General features: G+C 68.0%; 18 protein-coding genes and 1 pseudogene. 8 read left to right on the forward strand and 11 right to left on the reverse strand.

Translation table 11 applies throughout. From position 1 onward, the window contains the following. Positions 1 to 646: 646 nt before the first annotated feature. From AB0H36_RS24785 to rpmH, 8 genes and pseudogenes are all read right to left on the reverse strand, one after another. Positions 647 to 1,603, reverse strand: a complete 957-nt coding sequence (locus AB0H36_RS24785; protein ID WP_360527801.1) for a ParB/RepB/Spo0J family partition protein — start codon at positions 1,601 to 1,603, stop codon at positions 647 to 649. 269 nt (positions 1,604 to 1,872) lie between these two features. Then, complete coding sequence (locus AB0H36_RS24790; protein WP_360527804.1) at positions 1,873 to 2,808, reverse strand: AAA family ATPase; 936 nt, start codon at positions 2,806 to 2,808, stop codon at positions 1,873 to 1,875. A gap of 542 nt (positions 2,809 to 3,350) precedes the next feature. Then, complete coding sequence (gene rsmG / locus AB0H36_RS24795) at positions 3,351 to 3,986, reverse strand: 16S rRNA (guanine(527)-N(7))-methyltransferase RsmG (RefSeq protein WP_360527807.1); 636 nt, start codon at positions 3,984 to 3,986, stop codon at positions 3,351 to 3,353. Positions 3,987 to 4,046: 60 nt separating this feature from the next. Beyond that, positions 4,047 to 4,562: a R3H domain-containing nucleic acid-binding protein gene (locus AB0H36_RS24800; protein WP_360528056.1), complete on the reverse strand. Its 516-nt coding sequence runs from the start codon at positions 4,560 to 4,562 to the stop codon at positions 4,047 to 4,049. 328 nt (positions 4,563 to 4,890) lie between these two features. Then, positions 4,891 to 5,865 (reverse strand): annotated as a pseudogene (gene yidC / locus AB0H36_RS24805) (membrane protein insertase YidC); the annotation flags it as partial. Between the two features lie 9 nt (positions 5,866 to 5,874). Further along, positions 5,875 to 6,186, reverse strand: a complete 312-nt coding sequence (gene yidD, locus AB0H36_RS24810; RefSeq protein WP_360527810.1) for a membrane protein insertion efficiency factor YidD — start codon at positions 6,184 to 6,186, stop codon at positions 5,875 to 5,877. Continuing rightward, complete coding sequence (rnpA, locus tag AB0H36_RS24815) at positions 6,183 to 6,530, reverse strand: ribonuclease P protein component (protein ID WP_360527813.1); 348 nt, start codon at positions 6,528 to 6,530, stop codon at positions 6,183 to 6,185. The genes yidD and rnpA overlap by 4 nt, the downstream gene beginning before the upstream one ends. A gap of 26 nt (positions 6,531 to 6,556) precedes the next feature. After that, positions 6,557 to 6,694 (reverse strand): 50S ribosomal protein L34, encoded by a 138-nt coding sequence (rpmH, locus tag AB0H36_RS24820; RefSeq protein ID WP_130386492.1) that lies wholly within the window; start codon positions 6,692 to 6,694, stop codon positions 6,557 to 6,559. Positions 6,695 to 8,090: 1,396 nt separating this feature from the next. Here rpmH and dnaA point away from each other — a divergent pair. The 6 genes from dnaA (at position 8,091) to AB0H36_RS24850 (ending at position 15,377) form a co-directional block, all read left to right on the forward strand. Beyond that, entirely contained in the window at positions 8,091 to 9,698 is a 1,608-nt protein-coding gene (gene dnaA / locus AB0H36_RS24825; protein ID WP_360528059.1) for a chromosomal replication initiator protein DnaA, read from the forward strand. Positions 9,699 to 10,194: 496 nt separating this feature from the next. Further along, positions 10,195 to 11,340 (forward strand): DNA polymerase III subunit beta, encoded by a 1,146-nt coding sequence (gene dnaN, locus AB0H36_RS24830; protein ID WP_360527816.1) that lies wholly within the window; start codon positions 10,195 to 10,197, stop codon positions 11,338 to 11,340. A gap of 27 nt (positions 11,341 to 11,367) precedes the next feature. Continuing rightward, entirely contained in the window at positions 11,368 to 12,285 is a 918-nt protein-coding gene (gene gnd / locus AB0H36_RS24835; protein WP_360527819.1) for a phosphogluconate dehydrogenase (NAD(+)-dependent, decarboxylating), read from the forward strand. Between the two features lies 1 nt (position 12,286). After that, positions 12,287 to 13,426 carry a DNA replication/repair protein RecF gene (gene recF / locus AB0H36_RS24840; RefSeq protein ID WP_360527822.1) on the forward strand — a complete coding sequence of 380 codons (1,140 nt, stop codon included), beginning with the start codon at positions 12,287 to 12,289 and terminating at the stop codon, positions 13,424 to 13,426. Then, the gene (locus AB0H36_RS24845; protein WP_360527825.1) at positions 13,419 to 13,988 is read left to right on the forward strand and encodes a DciA family protein; all 570 of its coding nucleotides are present in this window, start codon (positions 13,419 to 13,421) and stop codon (positions 13,986 to 13,988) included. The genes recF and AB0H36_RS24845 overlap by 8 nt, the downstream gene beginning before the upstream one ends. Before the next feature lie 57 nt (positions 13,989 to 14,045). Further along, the gene (locus AB0H36_RS24850; RefSeq protein WP_360527828.1) at positions 14,046 to 15,377 is read left to right on the forward strand and encodes a hypothetical protein; all 1,332 of its coding nucleotides are present in this window, start codon (positions 14,046 to 14,048) and stop codon (positions 15,375 to 15,377) included. 91 nt (positions 15,378 to 15,468) lie between these two features. On the opposite strand, the gene AB0H36_RS24855 is transcribed toward AB0H36_RS24850, so the two are convergent. Genes AB0H36_RS24855 through AB0H36_RS24865 form a run of 3 tightly spaced genes read right to left on the reverse strand, consistent with a single transcriptional unit; the run spans position 15,469 to position 17,290 of the window. Next, a complete protein-coding gene (locus AB0H36_RS24855) occupies positions 15,469 to 16,053 on the reverse strand; it encodes a hypothetical protein (protein WP_360527831.1) in 585 nt (194 codons plus the stop codon). After that, positions 16,050 to 16,658: a hypothetical protein gene (locus AB0H36_RS24860; RefSeq protein WP_360527834.1), complete on the reverse strand. Its 609-nt coding sequence runs from the start codon at positions 16,656 to 16,658 to the stop codon at positions 16,050 to 16,052. The genes AB0H36_RS24855 and AB0H36_RS24860 overlap by 4 nt, the downstream gene beginning before the upstream one ends. Further along, a complete protein-coding gene (locus AB0H36_RS24865) occupies positions 16,655 to 17,290 on the reverse strand; it encodes a hypothetical protein (RefSeq protein ID WP_360527836.1) in 636 nt (211 codons plus the stop codon). Before AB0H36_RS24865 ends, AB0H36_RS24860 begins: the two co-directional genes overlap by 4 nt. 401 nt (positions 17,291 to 17,691) lie before the next feature. On the opposite strand from AB0H36_RS24865, the gene gyrB reads away from it, so the two are divergent. Then, positions 17,692 to 19,683: a DNA topoisomerase (ATP-hydrolyzing) subunit B gene (gene gyrB, locus AB0H36_RS24870; protein ID WP_360528062.1), complete on the forward strand. Its 1,992-nt coding sequence runs from the start codon at positions 17,692 to 17,694 to the stop codon at positions 19,681 to 19,683. An 84-nt stretch (positions 19,684 to 19,767) separates the two neighbouring features. After that, on the forward strand, positions 19,768 to 22,434 hold the full coding sequence (gene gyrA, locus AB0H36_RS24875) for a DNA gyrase subunit A (RefSeq protein WP_360527839.1): 2,667 nt from the start codon (positions 19,768 to 19,770) through the stop codon (positions 22,432 to 22,434). The last annotated feature ends 192 nt before the right edge of the window (positions 22,435 to 22,626 follow it).

Consider the following 22,626-nt stretch of genomic DNA (forward strand, 5'->3'; position numbering starts at 1 on the left):
GCTCCCTCCCCGGCTCGGTTCAAGCCAGGATCTCTCCGGGAAGCTGGTCAATTTTCAGTTGCCGCCCACTGGTCAGTTTTCAGCTGCCGTCGACAACCGTTTGCGGACGGCGAGCGCCGGGGCAACCCAGCATCTCCGCCATGACGCGACCTCTCGTCGACGCAGGAGGCGCTCGACGCGCTCGATACGGCGTGCACTCGCGACGCATCGTGCACCAGATCCCTTCGGGCGGAACGGCGCGACGGTCAGCACGGTGTACGCCGGAGCTCTCTCCGCAGCGGACCGGGACGCGCCGGCTCTGGTTCACGCCTTCGAGCCGCTTGGAAGCGCTCTGGTTCCGGCATCCGTCACGGCGTCGGCGAGTCGGTTGAGCGGGGACGATCGTCATCTTTGCTGGCTACTTCCCCACGCGTGGCTGGGTGCCATCGTCGAGGTTCTCGGAGCCACGGGCGCGGTCGACCGCGTCCGGACTTACGCGTTCCTCCTCCAGGCACTCCGTAGCCGGGCCTGACCGCGTCGCGTTGGATGCAGCTGTTGGTGTCTTGGGGGCTGCAACCAACAGGACGCTGTGTCTCGGCGGGCTGTGGTTCGTGGGTATGAGGACGGCCCCGGAGCGGAGGCTTCGGGGCCGTGGGGTGGGGGTTTGTCAGGGGGTGGGCTTGTTGGGGTCCATGAGGGTGACGATTCGTTCTAGGTCGTCGAGGGAAGCGAACTCGACGGTGATCTTGCCCTTGGTCTTGCCGAGGTCGACCTTGACTCGGGTTTCGAAGCGGTCGGAGAGGCGGTCGGCCAGGTCGACGAGGCGGGGGGCTACTGGCTTGGCGCGGCGGCGTTGGGGGGTGGCGTCGTCGGAGTTCATGTCGCCGAGGGCGACGATCTCTTCGACGGTGCGGACCGAGAGGCCCTCGGCGACGATGCGCTGGGCGAGGCGTTCGATCGCGTCGCCGCTGGGCAGGCCGAGGAGTGCGCGGGCGTGGCCGGCGGAGAGGACGCCGGCGGCGACGCGGCGCTGGACCGAGGCCGGCAGCTTCAGCAGCCGGAGGGTGTTGGAGATCTGCGGACGCGACCGGCCGATGCGAGTGGCAAGGACTTCCTGGGTGCAGCCGAAGTCGTCGAGCATCTGCTGATAGGCGGCTGCCTCTTCGAGCGGGTTCAGCTGGCTGCGGTGCAGGTTCTCCAGCAGCGCGTCCCGGAGCATCACGTCGTCCGAGGTGTCGCGGACGATGGCCGGGATCGTGGCCAGGCCGGCTTGCTGGGTCGCGCGCCAACGACGCTCGCCCATGACGAGCTCGTACTTGTCGGCCTCCAGGCGCCGTACGACGATCGGCTGCAGCAGGCCGATCTCCTTCACCGAGTGGACCAGCTCCTCCATCGCCTCCTCGTCGAAGACGGTGCGCGGTTGCTTCGGGTTCGGAGTGATCTTGTCGACCTCGATCTCCGCGAACGACGCACCCGGTACGGCGGTCAGTTCGGGCTCGGTCCTGATGGTCGCCGGCGGTGCACCGGGAATCGAACTGGACTTGCTGCCGAGCGTTGTGGTGCTACCGGGAGCGGGTGAGCTGGGGATCAGCGCACCAAGTCCGCGTCCGAGTCGGGTGTTCATCGCGCTCCCTCGAGTTCGACAACCTGCTGATGTTCTTGGAGTACCACTGCCCGCGGGCTCGTTTCACGTGAAACGCCGTTCGGGGCCGGTAGCTGCCTGAGCAACCGTAACTGGTCCCATCCAGCTCTTCGAACGGGCATCCACAGGGCTGACCGTCTGCCGGGCCTGTTCCACGTGAAACAGGCTCGACGATGTTCCACGTGAAACGTCGGGCTGGACAAACGAAGCGCCGGCCGAGCAGTGCTCGACCGGCGCCAGAGGCGTTCGGTTCAGGCGTTGTTCCGCATCGCGATCTCGCGGGAGGCCTCCAAGTAGGAGAGGGCTCCGGCGGACGCGGGGTCGTACGCGAGCACGGTCTGCCCGTGGCTCGGCGCCTCGGAGATCCGGACCGAACGCGGTACGGCGGTCCGCAGTACGGCGTCCCGGAAGTGGCCACGAACCTCGGCTGCGACCTCGCCGGCCAGCTTGGTCCGGGCGTCGTACATCGTCAGCAGGATCGTGGAGACATCGAGCCCGGGGTTCAGGTGCGACTTCACCATGTCGATGTGCCGGAGCAACTGGGACAGACCCTCGAGTGCGTAGTACTCGCTCTGGATCGGGACCAGGACCTCGCGCGCCGCGGTCAGTGCGTTGACGGTCAGGAGACCGAGCGACGGCGGGCAGTCGATGAAGACGTAGTCGTACTTCTCGCCGGCCGCTTCGGTCTCTTCCAGGTGCGCGTCGAGGGCGCGCTTCAAGCGGCTCTCGCGGGCCACGATGCTGACCAACTCGATCTCGGCACCGGCCAGGTCGATCGTCGCTGGGACGACCTGGATGCCGGGGTGCTCGGCGCACGGCTGCAGCAGCTTGCTCAGCGACTCGCCCTCGATGATCGCCTCGTAGACGCCGGGGGTCCCTTCCGAGTGGTCGATGCCGAGGGCGGTCGACGCGTTGCCCTGCGGGTCCAGGTCGATGACGAGGATGCGGGCGCCGTACAGCGCGAGACCGGCGGCGACGTTCACGGTCGTCGTGGTCTTCCCGACGCCACCCTTCTGGTTGGCGACGACGAAGACCCGGGTTTCAGCGGGCAGCGGAAACTCCCGGCCCATCGTGCGTCCTTCATTCACCAGCAGGGTCCGTTCGGTGGCGGCGGCGATCGGAGTCTCGAGAAGTCGTCGCTGAAGCTCGTCCGAGGTGGCCCGCGCGGCGATCTGTGCGGCAGTCATAGCGCCCATTCCGATAGGTGCGGGACTTGGCCCGAAGAGGATGTCAGTTGGGGTCGGGGCGGGTCTGCCCCCAGCTTCGTCCACAGGCCTCTGTGGACGAATTCCCGTGTGCAGGGGCAGTTTCATGGGGTCGTCATCCACAGGTCGTGGAGACTCGTCGAAGTCCTTGTCGGCGTCCACCAGTGACGCCGATTCGGCCCCGGAGGCATCATCTCGCGACTCTGCCGTTCCACGTGAAACGGACGCCGGATCCGATGCCGGAGTGATGCTCAGACCCGTTGCGGCCGCAGCCCGAAGGGCAGCACCATCGACAGGCGGAGCGGTCGGGGCAGTCGAAGCAGCAGGACTGTGAGGTGCAATCGGCTCCGTAGCGATCGACTGTTCAGGCGTCGTGCCCGGAGAAGCAGAGGGGTCGGTGGTCGGGTCCGAGGTGATCAGGCGGATGGCGGTTTGAGGGTCTGCCGGCCAGCCAATGCCCTGCGCTGTCTTCGGCTCACCGGTGCTCTTCTCGGGCCATCCGAGGGCACGACTCACCAACCCGCTCACCTCCCGCGTCTTCCGTGCCGGGATCCCCCTGCAGCACGTCCGGCCACAATACTCACGACTGTCGTCGGCTGGGCCAGTTCATCCGCACCGAGTTGGTGAATGTGCCAAACCTCTGCCCCGAGCGACGCGAGCTCGCGCTCCGAGGCCTCCAACTCCTCCTCGGCAGACGACCCCTTCATCGCCAGCATCAGTCCCCCTTCGGCGCACAGTGGCAGACACCACTTGGCCAGTTTGCCCAAGGGGGCGACAGCTCGCGAAGTCACCACGTCGTACGACGCCGGCGGAAGATCCTCGGCCCGGGAACGCACCACCGTGGCGTTCTCCAGACCGAGTACGTCGACCGCCTCTTGCAGGAAGGTGGTGCGCCGGAGCAGCGGCTCGACGAGCGCCACCTGAAGGTCAGGACGGACGAGCGCCAGCACGATCCCGGGCAGGCCGGCTCCGGTGCCGACGTCGGCCACCGTGGAGTCCTCAGGAATGAGGCGCTCGAGTACGGCGCAGTTCAGCAGATGCCGGTCCCACAGCCGCGGGACCTCACGCGGGCCGATCAGGCCCCGCAGCGTCCCCTGGGTAGCGAGCAGTTCGGCGTACGCCGCAAGCCGGACCGCCGCCCGTGGATACAACTTCTCCACGAGCGGCGGCGTTTCACGTGAAACAGGTTCGGTCACAAGCGGGCCTGTCCCGTCATCGGATCAGGCCGGCTGGACGACGACGCGGCGGCGTGGCTCCTCGCCCTCGGACTCGCTGGTCAGCCCGGCCGCCGCGACGACGTCGTGCACGACCTTCCGCTCGAACGGCGTCATCGGGTCCAAGCGCACCGGAGCACCGGTCGCCTGCACCTCCTCGACGGCCTTGCGACCGACCTCCTCGAGCTCCGCCTTACGGTTCGCCCGGTAGTTCGACACGTCCAGCATCAGCCGGGAGCGCTCGCCGGTCTCGCGGTAGACCGCCAGCCGGGTCAGCTCCTGCAGCGCCTCCAGCACCTTGCCGTTCTCACCGACCAGGTTGTTCAGCTCGGCGCCGACGATCGACACGGCAGCACGGTCGCCGTCGATGTCCATGTCGATGTCGCCGTCCAGGTCGGCGATGTCCAGAAGCTCCTCGAGGTAGTCGGCCGCGATGTCGCTCTCCGCCTCGAGGGCCTTGAGCCGCTCGTCCGAGGTGGTCGTCTTGGCGGTGGGCTGCTCCGCCGCCTCGGTGTTCTGCATGCCGTCGGTCACGGCCAACTCCTTCGCAATGTCGAGATCCGCCCCACGGGGACCCAGGTGTACACAAGCAGGCAGGGTGACCGGCGACCGGTCAGCGGGAGCCGCCCGACTTCTTCTGCGCCGCCTTCTTCTGCGCGGCCGACTTGGCCGCGGGCTGGCGCTTCGCCGTCGTACCCTTCTTGCCGGCCGGCTGCTTCTTGGCAGCACCGGCCTGAGTCTTCTTGGCCGCTTCGGGCTTGGCGTTCGTCGACGCCTGCCCGTTGCTGGCGGAGGTGTCGGCAGTCGACTCGCTACCAGTCGACGAGGCACCTGTGGACGCGGCGCCGCCCTTGCGATCGCTGCGCGACTGCCGCTTCGGCTGCTGCCGCTGCGCCGGACGGCGGTCCGTGAGGGTCTCCGTCGTACCCTCCTCGCCTGCCAGGCCCTCCTCGGCCGGGCGGCCGGCGCGCAGGTTGTGCTCGCGCTTGCGGGCCTCCATGGCGTCGTACGCCGGGGTGCCGGGAGCCGGGTTGCGGCGGATCACGTAGAACTGCTGGCCCATCGTCCAGAGGTTCGAGACGAACCAGTAGATCAGCACACCGATCGGGAAGTTGAAGCCGCCGATCAGGAAGAAGATCGGGAAGACGTACAGCATGATCTTCTGCATCTGCGCGGCCTGGCCCTCGAGGGCCTCCTTCGGCATGTTCTTGCGCATCAGCTGCAGCTGCGTGATGAACATCGTCGTCGTCATCAGGATGATCAGGACGACCGCGACGATCTTGACGTTCATCGCGCCCTCGCCGCTGGCCCGCAGGAAGGTCTGCGAGATCTCGGCGCCGAAGATCGTGGCGTGCCGCAGCGACTCGATCTGCGGCTCGATGATGCTGCTGTGCGCCTCGCCCTTCGAGGCGCCGTCGAGCACCCGGAACAGGGCCAGGAAGACCGGTGACTGGAGCAGCAGCGGAAGGCACGAGGAGAACGGGTTGGTGCCCGTGTCCTTGTACAGCTTCATCATCTCCTGACCGAGCTTCTCCCGGTCATGGCCGTACTTCTTCTGCAGCTCCTTCATCTTGGGCTGCAGCAGCTGCATGTTCCGGCTGGAACGGATCTGCCGCACGAACAGCGGGATCAGCAGGGTCCGGATGACGATGGTCAGACCGGCGATCGACAGCGCCCAGGCCCAGCCGCCGTCCGGGTCCAGCACCAGGCTCAGCAGCCAGTGCCATCCGACGAGCAGCGCCGAGACAGCCCAGTACAGCGGCGTCATGACGGCGTTGAACAGGTCTACGATCCCGTCCCACAACGCGAGCTGGGGGATGGCCAGAAGAGTCACTCAAGCACCTCGCTGCACGGGCCCGGCGTCGGTGGACGATCCGGGCTGATTGGCGGAGATCGAGTCTCCGCGCTGGTCGACATCTGTGGGTGGAACGGGGTCGTAGCCTCCGGGGTTCCACGGGTGGCAGCGAATCAGCCTTTTCATCGCCAGCCAGCAACCGCGCACCGCGCCGTGGCGTTCGACCGCCTCCAGGGCGTACGCCGAACAACTCGGGTAGAACCTGCACACCTGCCCGTACATCGGGCTGACGAAGGTCCGGTAGAGCTTCAGGAAACCTATGATCCCGTACTTGACGGGGTTGATCCTCATCGTGACCCCAGCAACCGCGCCAAAGCGCCGTCCACGTCCGCGACCAGTTCGTCGTACGACGCCGAGGCGGACGACGGAAGGGCACGGACAACAGTCAGGCTGCCGGCCGGCAGATCAGGGAGCCGCGTCGCCAGTACGGCGCGCAGGCGGCGGTGGACCCGGTTCCGCAGAACCGCGTTGCCCACCGCCTTGTTCACCACGAATCCGACGCGAGCGGGATCGGCCGCGGCCTCGTCCCGCCGGAACAGATGGACCACCACCGCGCGCCTGCCCGCACGCCGTCCGGACCGGACTGCGCGACGGAAGTCGTCGGACCGGCGCAACCGGTTCGACGCAGGCAACACGGGGTGGTCACCGTCGAGAAGACCGCTCAGGCCGCGAGGCGCTGACGGCCCTTGCCACGGCGGGCGGCGATGATGGCGCGACCCGCACGGGTACGCATCCGAAGACGGAAGCCGTGCTTCTTGTGCCGGCGACGGTTGTTCGGCTGGAACGTCCGCTTGCTCACTGGAATGACTCCGGTTACTCGAGATCACAATTGTCGACAAATCCACTGATAGATCTGCCGCTGGTGCAGTCCTGCACACCACTCAAGAACCCGGTTTGTGGTCCCGCAGGGAGCGCAGCACGAAACGGCCGGCTCAACACCGACCGATCCACGGTACGTGGCCGCCTGTGGATGGGTCAAACCAGTCATCCCCAGGGTTTTCCACAGGCTTGTGGACAGAATAGTCGACACACGAACGGTCAGGTGACCGTCACCGTGGGCTCTGCCACCATGACTACGCTCCGGCGTCAACTCGACACGCCGCAGGTTGCCCCCAATTTTGGGTTCATAGCCTGTGGATGACGGCTTGAAGCAGCCTGGCTCGACTTGTTAGCGTCAGCCCCTCACACCAGAGGTCCCACATCCCGCAACTGGTAACCAACCTGCTCCACCCGTCGTTCACATCTGTGGACAACCGTGTGGACAGTGCGGCGGCCGGCGGCGGACAAGGGCGGTCGCGCCGAGCCGGAGACGACGCAGCGACCGCACGGTGTCGGGTCTAACGGTCGCGCCGCCCGGGTCACCGGAACGCGCCGGCCACCGCAGCGATGGATTCGGGGAGCAACGCGTGGTCGAGGACCATTCCGCCAGTGCGGAATTCGCAGGGGACGCCGGAGCGGAGTTCAGGCCGGGGATCACCCCCGAGCCGGGTCCGGTGCCGCGGGCCGAGCCCGCGGAGGGCGCCACCCCTCCGACCACGCCGAGCGAGCTCGGCTACCCGTCGGCTCCGGCAGGCGACGGCTACCGCCCCGACGCCTACCGCTCGGAGCTCGAGCGGGCCGCCACCGATCTCCCTGGCACGACCGCTCCGGGCACGCCGTACTTCGGCTCCGCGCCGACCGTCGCCGACAACCTGTCGTACGCCGACGTACAGAACGACAAGTACTCCGTCGACGTGCCCCGCGCCGAGCGCTTCGGCCAGAGCGTCGCGTTCGAGGCAGAGGGCCGAGGCTTCGGCAGCACGCCCCAGCAGACCCCGGAGTACAGCAGCCCGCAGCAGTCCCCGGACTACAACACCGCACAGCGGACCCCGGACTACAGCGCACCACGGCAGTCCCCCGACTACGGCACGCCACAGCAGACCTCCGAGTACGGCGCTCAGCCACAGCCGCCGCAGTACGGCGGCTACCCGCAGCAACCCCAGTACGGCGCCGAGCAGCCGGCAGCTCACCACGGCAACGAGCAGCAGCCGCAGGATTACAGCGGGGAACTGAATCAACGTGGTGGTCTCGCTCCTCAATACAGCAGTGAGCGCGAACCGACCGGCGTGGGGCGAAGCGAGGGTGATGGGCGTGCGGACAACAGCAGTGCGGAGACCAGACCGGCCGTGCCTGATGTCGCGGAACCGGCCCCGGTGATGGACCTCGGTGACGCCTGGACCCGGGTGCTCGCGGGCCTGCCGCCGAACCAGCGCGCCTGGCTGACCAACTCCCGGCCGGTCACGCTGCACGAGAGCACCGCCATCGTCGCGGTGCCCGACGACTTCACCCGCGGCCAGCTCGAGACCCGGCTCCGCCCGGACCTCGAGCGCATACTGACCGAGAGCTTCGGCCGGGACATCCGGATCGCCGTGACCGTCGACCCGTCTCTCGACCCCGAACTACGCCAACCGCAGGCGCCGCCGCAGCCCGCCGTACGGGAGCCGCTGCGGACTGAGGGCTCCTACCAGCCGCCGATCCAGTCGCCGCGGACCGCCCCCAGCTCCACCGCGCAGCACCCCGGGCAGCATGCACAGCACCCTGGGCAGCACTTCGGGCAGCCCGCACCGCAGGAGCGCCCGGAGCCGGCTCAGCACTACGACCAGCCGACCCGACAGGCGCCACAGCTCGGCGCACCGCAGCTGGGAGCTCCGCAGCAGCAGTTCGGCTCGGTCGCACCACCGCCGAACGGCTCGGCCCCGCCCCAGCCAGCCACCGAGGCCCAGGGTGAGGCCCGGCTGAACCCGAAGTACACGTTCGAGACCTTCGTCATCGGCAGCTCGAACCGCTTCGCGCACGCCGCCGCGGTCGCAGTGGCCGAGGCACCGGGCAAGGCGTACAACCCGCAGCTCATCTACGGCGACTCCGGGCTGGGCAAGACCCACCTGCTGCACGCGATCGGGCACTACGTCCGCAGCCTCTACACCGGGGCCCGCGTCCGGTACGTCTCCAGCGAAGAGTTCACCAACGACTTCATCAACGCGATCCGCGACGACAAGGCGTCCCAGTTCCAGCGCCGGTACCGCGATGTCGACGTACTGCTGATCGACGACATCCAGTTCCTCGAGGGCAAGATCCAGACCCAGGAGGAGTTCTTCCACACCTTCAATACCCTGCACAACGCGAACAAGCAGATCGTGATCAGCTCCGACCGGGCGCCGAAGCGCCTGGAGGCACTGGAGGACCGGCTGCGGAACCGGTTCGAGTGGGGTCTGATCACCGACATCCAGCCGCCCGACCTGGAGACCCGGATCGCGATCCTGCGGAAGAAGGCGGCCACCGAGCGGCTGACCGCGCCGCCGGAGGTGCTGGAGTTCATCGCGTCGAAGGTGCAGACGAACATCCGTGAGCTCGAGGGCGCGCTGATCCGGGTCACCGCGTTCGCCAGCCTGAACCGGCAGCCGGTCGACCTGAGCCTGGCCGAGATCGTGTTGAAGGACCTGATCCCCGAGGGCAGCAAGCCCGAGGTGACGGCCAGCATGATCATGGGCCAGACCGCGTCGTACTTCGGTCTGTCGATCGACGACCTGTGCGGTTCGAGCCGGAGCCGGGTGCTGGTGACCGCCCGGCAGATCGCGATGTACCTGTGTCGCGAGCTCACCGACCTCTCGCTGCCGAAGATCGGCCAGCAGTTCGGCGGCCGCGACCACACCACGGTGATGCACGCCGAGCGGAAGATCCGGCAGTTGATGTCGGAGCGCCGCAGCGTCTTCAACCAGGTGACCGAGCTGACCAACCGGATCAAGCACCAGGCCAAGCAGCAATGAGGTCCGTGACCGCGCCCGGGAGCCTGTACGCCGAGCGCTACAGCGCGGTCACACGAACCACACAGGTTGGGGATACACCTGTGGAAAACTGTGGGTATCGCGGTGGACACAGCCGTGTGTGTTGTGGATTCGCTGTGGGCACAGATTTCGTCATCCGCAGGCGTCCCCAGCCCAAGCGAGATTCGTCCACACGGCATCCCCAGGCCGAAATGGGGTCTGACCTGCGAACTCGTCGCTTTTCCACAGTATCCACCGGTGCTAAGAACCCTATGGAATCTGTAGAGAGTTCCCAGTCCACAAAACGAACGAGCGGCCCGATCTGGGGAAAACCCCGGTCTCGCGCCGGTTTGACGGACCTGTCAGGCTGTTCTCAGAAGCACAGGAACGACGGCGACGCGACCCGCCCGGAGCGCCACGTCACGCCCGGTTGGCGCACATCACACTTGTCCGTGGCAGGATCTGCCTGGCACACAGCCGAATCAGGAGGCACCCAGCGGTGAAGTTTCGCGTCGAGCGCGACGTACTGGCCGAGTCGGTGGCCTGGGCCGCGCGCAGTTTGCCCAGTCGTCCCAGCGTCCCGATCCTTGCCGGCCTTCTGGTCGAGGCCGAGGACGGGCAGATCACCCTGTCCGGCTTCGACTACGAGACCTCGGTGCGGGTCACCGTGCCCGCGCAGGTGGCCGACAGCGGCAAGTGCCTGATCTCCGGCCGGCTCGTCGCCGACATCTCGAAGAGCCTTCCGAACCAGCCTGTGGACGTCGCCGTCGACGGCGCCAAGGCACAAGTGACCTGCGGCAGTTCGCGGTTCACGCTCCAGACACTTCCCACGGAGGAATATCCGGCCCTGCCGGAGCTTCCGGCCGCCAGCGGAACGGTCAAGAGCGACGTCTTCGCCCAGGCCGTCTCCCAGGTGGTGACCGCGGCCGGCCGCGAGGACACGCTGCCGGTGCTGACCGGTGTCCGGGTGGAGATCGAGGGATCCACGATCTCGCTGCTCGCCACCGACCGCTACCGGTTGGCCATCCGCGAGCTCGAGTGGAACCCGCAGTCCCCCGATGCGTCCGCGGCCGCGCTGGTGCCGGCCCGGGTGCTGTCCGAGACCGCGAAGGCGATGACCGGGTCCGACGTGATCGTGTCGCTGGCCGCTCCCGGTACCGGTGACGGCATCGTCGGTTTCGAGGGCGAGGTGTCCGGCGGCAACCGGCGAGCCACTACCCGGCTGCTGGACGGCGAGTTCCCGAAGGTGCGCGGCATCATCCCGACCGACTCGGCGATCGCGACCCGGGTCCGGATCGACACCGCGACACTGGTCGAGGCGGTCAAGCGCGTCGCCCTGGTCGCGGAGCGGAATGCCCCGGTGCGGCTGACCTTCAGCGAGGACAGCGTGACGCTCGACGCCGGCAGCGGTGACGAGGCGCAGGCGTCCGAGTCGATCGAGGCACGGGTCTCCGGTGAGCCGGTTACTGTGGGCTTCAACCCGACGTACCTGCTCGACGGCCTGAACGCGATCGGCACGCCGGTCGCCCACCTGGCCTTCACGCAGGCGACCAAGCCGGCCGAGCTGACCGGTGTGCGGGACTTCGACGGCGAACCGATCAGCGAGTTCCGGTACGTGCTGATGCCGGTCCGCCTCAACAGCTGAAAGCCAACAGAACAAGGGGATTGCACGATGGAGCTCGGCCTTGTCGGTCTCGGCAAGATGGGCGGCAACATGCGCCAGCGGATCCGCAACGCGGGGCACACCGTGGTCGGGTTCGATCACAACCCGGACATCTCCGACGCCAAGGACCTGGCCGACATGGTCGGCAAGCTGACCGCCGACGGCCAGCCGAAGGTGGTCTGGGTGATGGTCCCGGTGCAGGCCATCGACCCGGTCATCACCGAGCTCGCCGACCTGCTCTCCCCCGGCGACATCGTGATCGACGGCGGCAACAGCCGCTGGACCGATGACACCCGGCGGGCAGCTCAGCTGGCCGAGAAGGACATCCAGTTCGTCGACTGCGGTGTGTCCGGCGGCGTCTGGGGCCTGGAGAACGGCTACGCGCTGATGTGCGGTGGCGAGAACGACACCGTCGCGACGCTGATGCCGATCTTCGAGGCGCTCAAGCCCGAGGGCGACTTCGGTTTCGTGCATGCCGGCAAGGTTGGCGCCGGCCACTTCAGCAAGATGGTCCACAACGGCATCGAGTACGCGATCATGCAGGCGTACGCCGAGGGCTTCGAGCTGCTCGAGGCCGCGGATGTCGTGGAGAGCGTGCCGGAGACGTTCGAGTCCTGGCGCGAGGGCACCGTGATCCGGTCCTGGCTGCTGGACCTGATGGTGAACGCGCTCAAGGAAGACACCCACCTGGACAAGATCCGCGGGTACGCCGAGGACTCCGGCGAGGGCCGGTGGACCGTCGAGGCCGCGATCGACAACGCCGTACCGGTGCCGGCGATCGCCGCGTCGCTGTTCGCCCGGTTCGCCTCCCGGCAGGAGGACTCGCCGGCGATGAAGGCGATCGCGGCGATGCGTAACCAGTTCGGCGGCCACGCGGTCAAGGGCGCCGAGGACCCGTCGTACGCGACGCCGCCCACGAAGCACTGAGGTGTATGTCACCGCCCTGGGTCTGCTCGACTTCCGGTCCTACCAGCAGGCGGAGGTCCAGCTCGCCCCGGGCGTGACGGCCTTCGTCGGGCCGAACGGCCAGGGCAAGACGAACCTGGTCGAGGCGATCCACTACACCGCGACGCTCGGTTCGCACCGGGTGGCGAACGACGCCCCGCTGGTGCGGGCCGGCGCCAGCAGAGCGATCGTGCGCACCGAGATCCGCAGCCAGTACGACCGGGACGTGGTCGTCGAGCTGGAAATCAATCCTGGGAAGGCAAATCGGGCCCGGGTGAACCGGTCGCCGGTGCCGCGGCCGCGGGAAGTGCTCGGACTGCTCCGCACGGTGCTGTTCGCGCCCGAGGACCTGGCGCTGGTGAAGGGCGACCCCTCCGAACGCCGCCGGTTCCTGGACGAGCTGCTGACGTTGCGGGCGCCGCGGATGGCCGGCGTGCGGCAGGACTACGACCGGGTGCTGAAGCAGCGGAACTCGTTGCTCCGCAGCGCGTCGATGGCCCGCCGGCAGAACCGGTCGAGCGCCGCCGAGGGACAGCTGCGCACGCTGGAGGTGTGGGACTCGCACCTCGCCCGCGCCGGCTCCGAGCTGCTCGCGACCAGGCTCGAGCTGCTCGAAGCCCTTCGGCCGATGGTCTCCAGCGCGTACGACGCTGTTGCCCGAGGCAAGGGTGATGCCCGGCTGGAGTACAAGTCGTCGGTCCTCCTCGAGCCCGGTGTGGTGTCGCGCGAGGAGCTGGCCCAGGTGCTGCTCGACGCGGTGCACGAGAAGCGGCAGGACGAGCTCGAGCGTGGGGTGTCGCTGGTCGGTCCGCACCGCGACGACGTCGTACTCGGGCTCGGGGACTTGCCTGCGAAGGGGTACGCGAGTCACGGTGAGTCCTGGTCGTTCGCGCTCGCGCTGCGGCTGGCGTCGTACGAACTGCTCAAGGCGGATGGGGGTGAGCCGGTGCTGATCCTGGACGACGTGTTCGCGGAGCTGGACACGCAGCGCCGCGACCGGCTGGCCGAGTTGGTCGCCCCGGCCGAGCAGGTGCTGGTGACCGCGGCGGTGGGCGCTGACGTGCCCGCTGAGCTCAGCGGTGTGCGCTTCGACGTGGGTGACGGGACCGTCAGCCGTGCCTGAACCCCGGAATTCCTCTGAGAGCGGCTTCGAGAGCGAGGCCGCTCCGGAGCCGCCGGGCGAACCTGAGCACGACAAGCAAGGGCTGGACCTGGCGAAATCGCTCGCCGGCCGACTGAAGGGTATGAGCCCGGTCAAGCCGGTCAAGCGGACCCGCCGGCGGCCGCGGATCGACGGCGCCCAGGTCAGCAGCGCGCGGCCGGACGACCGGGATCCGCAGAAGCTGACCAACACCCTCGGCCGGCTGATGCGGGACCAGGGCTGGGAGGTGGACGTCGCCGTACACGGCGTGATGGCGCGCTGGCCGGCGATCGTCGGGCCGGAGATGGCCGAGCACTGCAAGCCGGAGAGCTACCAGGACACCGAGCTCACCGTCCGCACCGACTCCACCGCCTGGGCGACCCAGCTGAAGATGCTCGCCCCGGACCTGGTCCGCCGCTTGAACGCCGAGCTCGGCGAAGGCACCGTCACCCGCGTCAACGTCCAGGGACCGCACGCCCCGTCCTGGCGGAAGGGCCCGCGGACGATCCGCGGCGGCCGCGGACCCCGCGACACCTACGGCTGACCGACCGCCGAGAGCGAATTGCTCCAGCGACCCGCCCCTCCCCTAGGATCAGGCGCGATGCGCACGATCGTCGACGGCTTCATCGAGATGGTCCGCCTGATCGGAGACACCTTCCGGTTGTGGTGGCGGAACCTGCTGCCCATGGTGACCTGGTTCTTCGCCGGGTACGTCGGGTTCAAGGTCTGCATGGAGTGCGCCATCTGGCTGGCCGAGCACTCGCACTCGAGTATCGGCGTCGGTGTGTTCTCGGCCGGTGTGCTGATCCAGATCGCCGCGTACGTCGGCATGATCCGGGCCTGTGCGAACTCGCTGTACCGCTGGCGGGACGCGGCGAGCAACCAGGCCGAGGAGACGTCGGACCCGACCCAGCAGGGGCTGCTGGAGCTGCTGGCCGTGACACTGCTGCCGCTGGTCGCGGTCTGGTCGGCCTGGGGATTCCTGGAGGACCAGGTCTCCATGCTCAACGTCAGCAACATGGTCGAGCGCGGCATGCAGCCCGGTTCGGGCTTCTTCGACCTGGCCAACGGGGCCTGGCACAAGTACCTGCCGGCGATCGTCATCCTGCTGGTGCTGCGCCGGGTGATCCAGGCGGTCGACGACCGCTGGCCGAGCCGGCCGGCCAAGTTCGTCCAGGTCTGGGCCGAGGCGTTCTTCCTGCTGATCACCGTCGTGGTCGTGCCGTTCGCGATCGACGATGCCAAGGACTGGTTCGAGGTGCGTTCGTTCTGGTACTGGTCGGTCGACTGGTGGGACGGGCTGAAGGACTTCTTCGCCGGCATCAACATCCCGGTCCCGGCCGGCCTCGAGTTCCTCTGGGGCTTCTTCTGGGAGACCCTCTGGCCGTTGTTCAAGCTGGGCGTCGCCGAGCCGCTGACCTGGCTGGCGATCACCACGGTCGTGTTCGGCCACCGGGTGCTGTCCAGTGGCGGCGTCTTCCGCGGCACGCGCATCGAGCAGCGGTTCGGTGGCCAGCTCGAGGCCGAGGCCCCGAAGCAGAACCGGGTGGTCGCGCTCACCAGCAAGGCGCCGAACCTGGTGCTCGGCGGTCTGCGGGAGAAGTTCTACCCGACGCTGAACGCGTTCCGGCTGCTGGTGCGGGTCGGGCCGGTGTTCCTGGGCGTTGTCTGCATGGTCTACACGTTCTGGGTGCTCGCCGACGAGTGGGCGTTCGTGGCGATCCAGCGGGCGATCGGTGTGCACGGCGAGCGCTGGGGCCTGATGAACGCCGAGCTCGCGTCGATGATCGACAACGCGATCTTCGAGACGCTGCGGATCGCGCTGCTCGCGGCCGCGTTCGACCTGTGCATCTCGGTGAGCAGCGAGCGGCGGGCCGAGGCCGCAGCCGCCGAGGCCGCCGAAGCCGAGAAGTCGGCCCAGCCCTCCGCCTGAGCCTTCCGGCCCGATCGCCGTACGGCGAGGCGCTCGGTCGGATCGGCGTACGGCGGGATGCTCGGTCGGGATCGCCGTACGGCGGGATGGCTCAGGGAGTGATGAGGACTCGGCGGAAGCCGTTCCGGTCCTGCATGCTCACACCCACGACGTGCGACGCGGCGTCCGCCGGGATGACGTAGATCATCGCCACCTGACGCGGCTTGTCGAGCTCGAACCCCTCGTCCTTGCCGTCGTCGTCGCTGTCGTCGGCGTAGCAGTTGGTCGGCAGCTCCCAGTCGGAGGTGTTCTGCCCGGCCTGCCAGACGTTGCCGCGGTCGTCCCACAGGTCCGCGCCGCAGGTGAAGCCGCCGTCCTTGAGGTAGACGCCCTTCCGCGGGGTCGCGGTCAGCTTGGCGATCATCAGGACGGCGCCGGCGGTGCTGCCCATCCCGATCTCCTCGCCCTTCTTGTCGACGATCCGGGTGTAGGGCTGCAGCGAGTCGAGCTTCCACTCGACGTGGCCGATCGTCACCGGGCCGCCGCTGGTGGCGACCTCGTTGATGTTGCCCTCGTTGTAGATCCGCTCCTCGTCGTCCAGGTAGACGCGGGTCACCATGTACACGCTGGTGGACATCAACGCCAGCAGCAGCGAGATCTGGGCGGCCAGCCGGGCGGCTCGGTTCAGGCCCCTCATGACGACGCCACCCGGATCACCGGGTCCTGCAGCACGTACTGCGCGTCGGCGCCGTCGACGAGTTCCTGGGCGACCTCTTCACTCGGGATGCCGAGGTCGACCTCGACGTAGGAGTTCAGAACGGTGAACAACATACTTGGCCGGATCTCCAGTTTGAGCCCCTTGAGGTCGGTCGGGTTCACCTCGAAGACGATCGCGCCGGTCTTGGCGAAACCCGCTTCGGGGAAGTCGATCCCGGAGTCGGTCAGTCCGCCGATCGGATGGTAGATCGTGCCGCCGTCGGCGACCAGGCTGGGGCCGGTGTTGGCCGGCTTCTCGATCCCGCGCACGGTGTCCCACTCGAGGGCGACGTAGACGCCGTTCGTCTCGAACGGCTTGTCGTCGTCGCTGCCGTCCTCCTCGACCAGCGTCTTGGCGAACTTCATCCGGGTGATGGTCACGGTCGAGTCGGAGCCGGCGTACTTCAGCGGCTCGCCGATCGTGCCGCCTACGGCGATCAGATGCTGGTCCTCGAACACCTGTTCCGGAGCAGCCAGCCGGGTGACGCCGCCGAGCAGGACGAACAGGATGCCGACGAGCACGGTGGCCGGCCGATAGAGCTTCACTTGTCGCCCTCCGTGACGTCGACGGTCTCGGGCTTCAGCTGAACGACGGCGTCCGGCCGCTCGTTCTGCCAGTACGGATCGTCGTTGGCGCCGAACAGGCTGTCGTCGCCCTCGTACCGCTCACCCAGGACACCGATCTCGACCAGGTTCGAGGTGAAGTCGGGTGCCACCTCGAAGGTGGTGTAGCAACTCTCCGGAGGCAGGCCGTAGACGACCTTCCAGTTCAGCGCGCCGCGGCAGTCGCCGCCGTTGGACTTGACATACTCCGCGCCGCCGCCCGGGACGAAGACCAGCAGCTTGCCCTCCAGGCTGTCGCTGGTCTTCTCCTCCTCGTCGATGTTCTTCAGGTCGAAGTAGACCCGGAGCTCGGTCTCGGCGTCGGTGTACTCCCCCGCCTTCTTGACCCGGATCTCGGCCTTGGTGAAGTTGTACTCCCACTTGCCGGACTCGACGGTCACCGGCGCGGTCAGCGTGGGGACCGTCCGGCCCTTCCGCTCCTTCCAGCCGCCGGTGGCCAGGATCACCAGGGCGAGTACGACGACGAGGGCGATCGCGATCAGCCACTTGCGCCGGTGCCGGTGAATCACCCGGTCGGCGATCATGGCGTCGATGACGTCGTCGAGACTTTCCACGGCAGCGATCCTAAAGGTCCGTGGGTCCGCGACGGCCCCCTGTCGGGTCGTACGCTCAGTGGTCTGGACCGGTGGGTTCGGTCTCGATCCCGAGACCGCCGTACCCGGATCTCTCGGAGGCCGCTGAGGGCCCGTGAGCGCTTTTGAGCCCCCTACCCGCGAGAGGGGACATGGCGAGGAGGGCGAAAAGACGCCCAGTCCACAGTTTCGGCCTCCTGATGGCAGGTTCTGCTTCGGTCGACAGGTAGAATGGACCGTGTAGGGCGAGCCGCACCTCTGACAACACTGCAGAGGGCGGCTTCCACTGTGCCGCGATGCCTCGCAGACGCGAGGTCTGAGGAGGACAACCACCGGTGACCGACGAGCCGACCGAGATCGACGCCAACCAGTCCGCCGACCCCATCGGCACCGTCGTACCCGACAGTGAGGTCCCCTCCAACGTCGTGGAGCGGGAGTACGACGCCAGCGCGATCCAGGTCCTCGAGGGCCTCGACGCGGTCCGGAAACGGCCGGGTATGTACATCGGCTCGACCGGTGAGCGCGGACTGCACCACCTGGTCACCGAAGTGGTCGACAACGCGGTGGACGAGGCGATGGCAGGCGTCTGCGACAAGATCGTCGTCACGCTGCTCCCCGACGGCGGCATCCGGGTCGTGGACAACGGCCGCGGCATTCCGGTCGGCATCGTCGAGTCCGAGGGCAAGCCGGCCGTCACAGTCGTACTGACCGTGCTGCACGCCGGCGGCAAGTTCGGCGGCGGCGGGTACAAGGTGTCCGGCGGTCTGCACGGTGTCGGTGTGTCCGTGGTGAACGCGCTGTCCACCCGGCTCCGCGTCGACGTCATGCAGAACGGCCAGGAGTACACCCAGTCCTTCACCATGGGCGTGCCGGACGAGGAGCTGGCCGAGGTCGGCCCGTCCGACGAGCACGGTACGACGATCACCTTCTGGGCGAACCCGGACATCTTCGAGACCACGACGTACTCCTACGAGACGCTGTCCACCCGGTTCCGCGAGATGGCCTTCCTGAACAAGGGCCTGGAGATCGTGATCCGGGACGAGCGGCCGGACCACACCGAGGACGGCAACCCGGTCGAGCAGTCGTTCAAGTACGACAACGGCCTGGTCGACTACGTGAAGTACCTGACCGGCATCCGGGAGACCGTGCACCGCGACGTGATCTCGTTCGAGGCCGCGGCCAACGGCGAGAACAGCATGAGCCTCGAGGTCGCGCTGCAGTGGAGCGGCTCGTTCCAGGAGTCGGTGCACACCTTCGCGAACGCGATCAACACCCACGAGGGCGGCACCCACGAGGAAGGCTTCCGGGCCGCGCTCACCTCGCTGGTCAACTCGTTCGGCGAGGACCAGGGCATGATCAAGAAGAAGGAGGACCGGCTCACCGGTGACGACATCCGGGAAGGCCTGACCGCGATCATCTCGGTCAAGCTGGGTGAGCCGCAGTTCGAGGGACAGACCAAGACCAAGCTCGGCAACACCGAGGTCAAGGGTTTCGTCCAGCGGGTCGTGAACGACAAGCTCGGCGCCTGGTTCGAGCAGAACCCGGCCGAGGGCCGCGAGATCATCCGCAAGGCGACCGCCGCGGCGAGTGCCCGGATCGCGGCCCGGAAGGCGCGCGACCTGGCCCGCAACCGCAAGGGTCTGCTGGGCGGCGGCGGGCTGCCGGGCAAGCTGTCCGACTGCCAGTCGACCAACCCGGAGGAGTGCGAGGTCTACATCGTCGAGGGTGACTCGGCCGGTGGCTCCGCCAAGGGCGGCCGGGACCCGAAGTTCCAGGCCATCCTGCCGATCCGCGGCAAGATCCTGAACGTCGAGAAGGCCCGGATCGACAAGGTCCTGCAGAACAACGAGGTGCAGGCGATCATCTCCGCGCTCGGCACCGGCATCCACGAGGACTTCGACGAGGAGAAGCTCCGGTACCACAAGATCGTGCTGATGGCCGACGCCGACGTCGACGGCCAGCACATCCGGACCCTGCTGCTGACCCTGCTGTTCCGGTTCATGCGGCCGCTGATCGAGCGCGGGCACGTGTACGCCGCCCAGCCGCCGCTGTACAAGATCCGCTGGAGCAACTCGGCGCACGAGCTCGCCTACACCGACCGGGAGCGCGACGGGCTGCTCGAGGCCGGCGCCGAGGCGGGCAAGAAGCTGCCCAAGGAGAACCCGATCCAGCGCTACAAGGGTCTCGGCGAGATGAACGCGAACGAGCTGTGGGAGACCACGATGGACCCGGCCAATCGGGTGCTGCTGCAGATCACGCTGGACGACGCGGTGCGTGCCGACGAGACGTTCCAGACGCTGATGGGCGACGACATCGAGGCGCGGCGCAGCTTCATCCAGCGCAACGCCAAGGACGTTCGCTTCCTCGACATCTGATGGACGCGCGGCCCGCTCTGCCCCGGGCTGCGCTCCGCCCGCCCCACTTGACCGACGTACTGAACTGAACGGGACGAGCTTTTCATGACCGAGACCCCCACCTCGCCGGGCCACGACCGGGTCGAGCCCCTCGACCTGCAGACCGAGATGCAGCAGTCGTACCTCGACTACGCGATGGCGGTCATCGTCGGCCGCGCGCTGCCCGAGGTCCGCGACGGCCTCAAGCCGGTGCACCGCCGCATCCTCTACGCGATGTACGACGGCGGCTACCGGCCGGACCGTGGTTTCTCGAAGTGCTCCCGCGTCGTCGGTGACGTCATGGGTCAGTACCACCCGCACGGCGACTCGGCGATCTACGACACCCTGGTCCGGCTCGCCCAGCCGTGGGTGATGCGGGCGCCGCTGATCCAGGGCCAGGGCAACTTCGGCTCGCCGGGTAACGACCCGGCCGCCGCGATGCGGTACACCGAGTGCCGGATGGCGCCGCTGGCGATGGAGATGGTCCGCGACATCGACCAGGACACCGTCGACTTCCGGCCCAACTACGACGGTAAGTCGCAGGAGCCGGTGATCCTGCCGAGCCGCTTCCCGAACCTGCTGGTCAACGGCTCGTCCGGGATCGCGGTCGGGATGGCGACCCAGATCCCGCCGCACAACCTGCGCGAGGTCGCGGCCGCCGTCGAGTGGTCGCTGGCGCACCCGGACGCGACCCAGGAAGAGCTGCTCGAGGCCTGCCTGCAGAACATCAAGGGCCCGGACTTCCCGAACGGCGCCCTGATCGTCGGCTACAAGGGCATCGACGACGCGTATCGCACCGGCCGCGGCTCGGTCACGATGCGCGCGGTCGTCGACATCGAGGAGGACGCGAAGGGCCGCACCAGCCTGGTCGTCACCCAGCTGCCGTACATGGTGAACCCGGACAACCTGGCGCAGAAGATCGCCGAGCTGGTGAACACCGGCAAGATCAACGGCATCGCCGACATCCGCGACGACAGCTCGTCCCGGACCGGCCAGCGGCTGGTGATCGTGCTGAAGCGGGACGCTCAGCCCCGCGTCGTACTGAACAACCTCTACAAGCACACCCAGCTGCAGGACACCTTCGGGTGCAACATGCTGGCGCTGGTGGACGGTGTGCCGCGCACGCTCAGCCTGGACCTGTTCATCAGCCACTGGATCGACCACCAGATCGAGGTCATCCAGCGGCGGACCCGGTTCCGGCTGCGCGAGGCGGAGAAGAACGCGCACATCTACCGCGGGTACGTGAAGGCGCTGGACGCCCTCGACGAGGTGATCGCGCTGATCCGGCGCAGCCCCGACGTGGACGAGGCCCGCAGCGGCCTGATCCAGCTGCTCGACATCGACGAGATCCAGGCCCAGGCGATCCTGGACATGCAGCTGCGCCGGCTGGCCGCCCTGGAGCGGCAGAAGATCATCGAGCGGTTGCAGGAGCTCGAGGCGATCATCGCCGACCTCGAGGACATCCTTGCCAGCCCGGAGCGGCAGCGCACGATCGTCCGCGACGAGCTCGCCGAGATCGTCGACAAGTACGGCGACGAGCGCCGTACCGAGATCATCGCGGCCGACGGCGACCTGTCCGTGCAGGACCTGGTGCCGGACGAGGACGTGGTCGTCACCATCACCCGCGGCGGGTACGCGAAGCGGACCAAGACCGACCAGTACCGGGTGCAGCACCGCGGCGGCAAGGGTGTCCGCGGCGCCCAGTTGCGGGCCGAGGACGAGATCAGCCACTTCTTCGCCACCACGAACCACCACTGGATGCTGTTCTTCACCACCAAGGGCCGGGTCTACCGGGCCAAGGTGTGGCAGCTGCCCGAGTCCGCCCGGGACGCGAAGGGCTCGCACGTGGCCGGCCTGCTCTCGTTCCAGCCGGACGAGGAGATCGCCCAGGTGCTGACGCTGCGTGACTACGAGCAGGCTGACTACCTGGTGCTGGCGACCAAGAAGGGCCTGGTCAAGAAGACGGCGCTGACCGACTACGACTCTGCCCGGCAGAGCGGTATCATCGCGGTGAACTTCCGCGAGGAGGACGACGAGCTGATCGGCGCCGACCTGGCCACCGCCGAGGACGACCTGCTGCTGGTGTCCCGCAAGGGCCAGTCGATCCGGTTCACCGCGAACGACGAGCAGCTCCGCCCGATGGGCCGGGCCACCTCCGGCGTGACCGGGATGAAGTTCCGCTCCGGTGACGAGCTGCTGTCGATGTCGGTGATCCGGGCCGGCTCCGAGGAGGACGCGCAGTACGTCTTCACCGTGACCGACGCCGGGTACGCCAAGCGCAGCCGGGTGTCGGAGTACCGGCAGCAGGGCCGCGGCGGTCTCGGTATCAAGGCGGTCAAGCTGAACGACGAGCGCGGCTCGCTGGTCGGCGCGATCATCGTGGTCGACGAGGACCAGGTGCTGGCGATCAAGGCCAGCGGCCAGGTCGTCCGCAGCCGGGTGGACAGTGTGCCGGTCAAGGGCCGCGACACCATGGGCGTCCGGTTCGCCGGCGTCGGCGAGTCCGACGCGGTGGTCGCGATCGCCCGGAACACCGATCTCAGCCTGAACGGCAACGGCGACGAATCCGAGGACGCCGAAGCGGGTACATCCTCTGAAGAAGGTGCCCAGGATGTGGACGGATCGACAACCGAAACCACCCCTGAGAGCGTCCAGACTGATGACCAGCGTTCGACGGACGTCGACGGCGCGGCTACCGTCGAAGACGACGAAGCCGGCCAGGAGGGCAACTGATGACCAACCGCGCGAGGCCGACATGGCCCGACGGTGCGACGGACAGCTCCGGTAAGAAGCCGTCCACGCCACCGGCCGACCCGGCCTCCAACGGTCGTTCCACCGCCGCCTCGAGCGGCAACGGCCAGCCCCGATCCGGTGACTACCGGCCGTCCGGTGGCCAGCCGCGACCGGGCCAGTCCGGTGCGTCAC

Origin of the sequence: Kribbella sp. NPDC050820, assembly GCF_040653975.1 — a bacterium.
In the GTDB taxonomy this organism is placed as follows: Bacteria; Actinomycetota; Actinomycetes; order Propionibacteriales; family Kribbellaceae; genus Kribbella.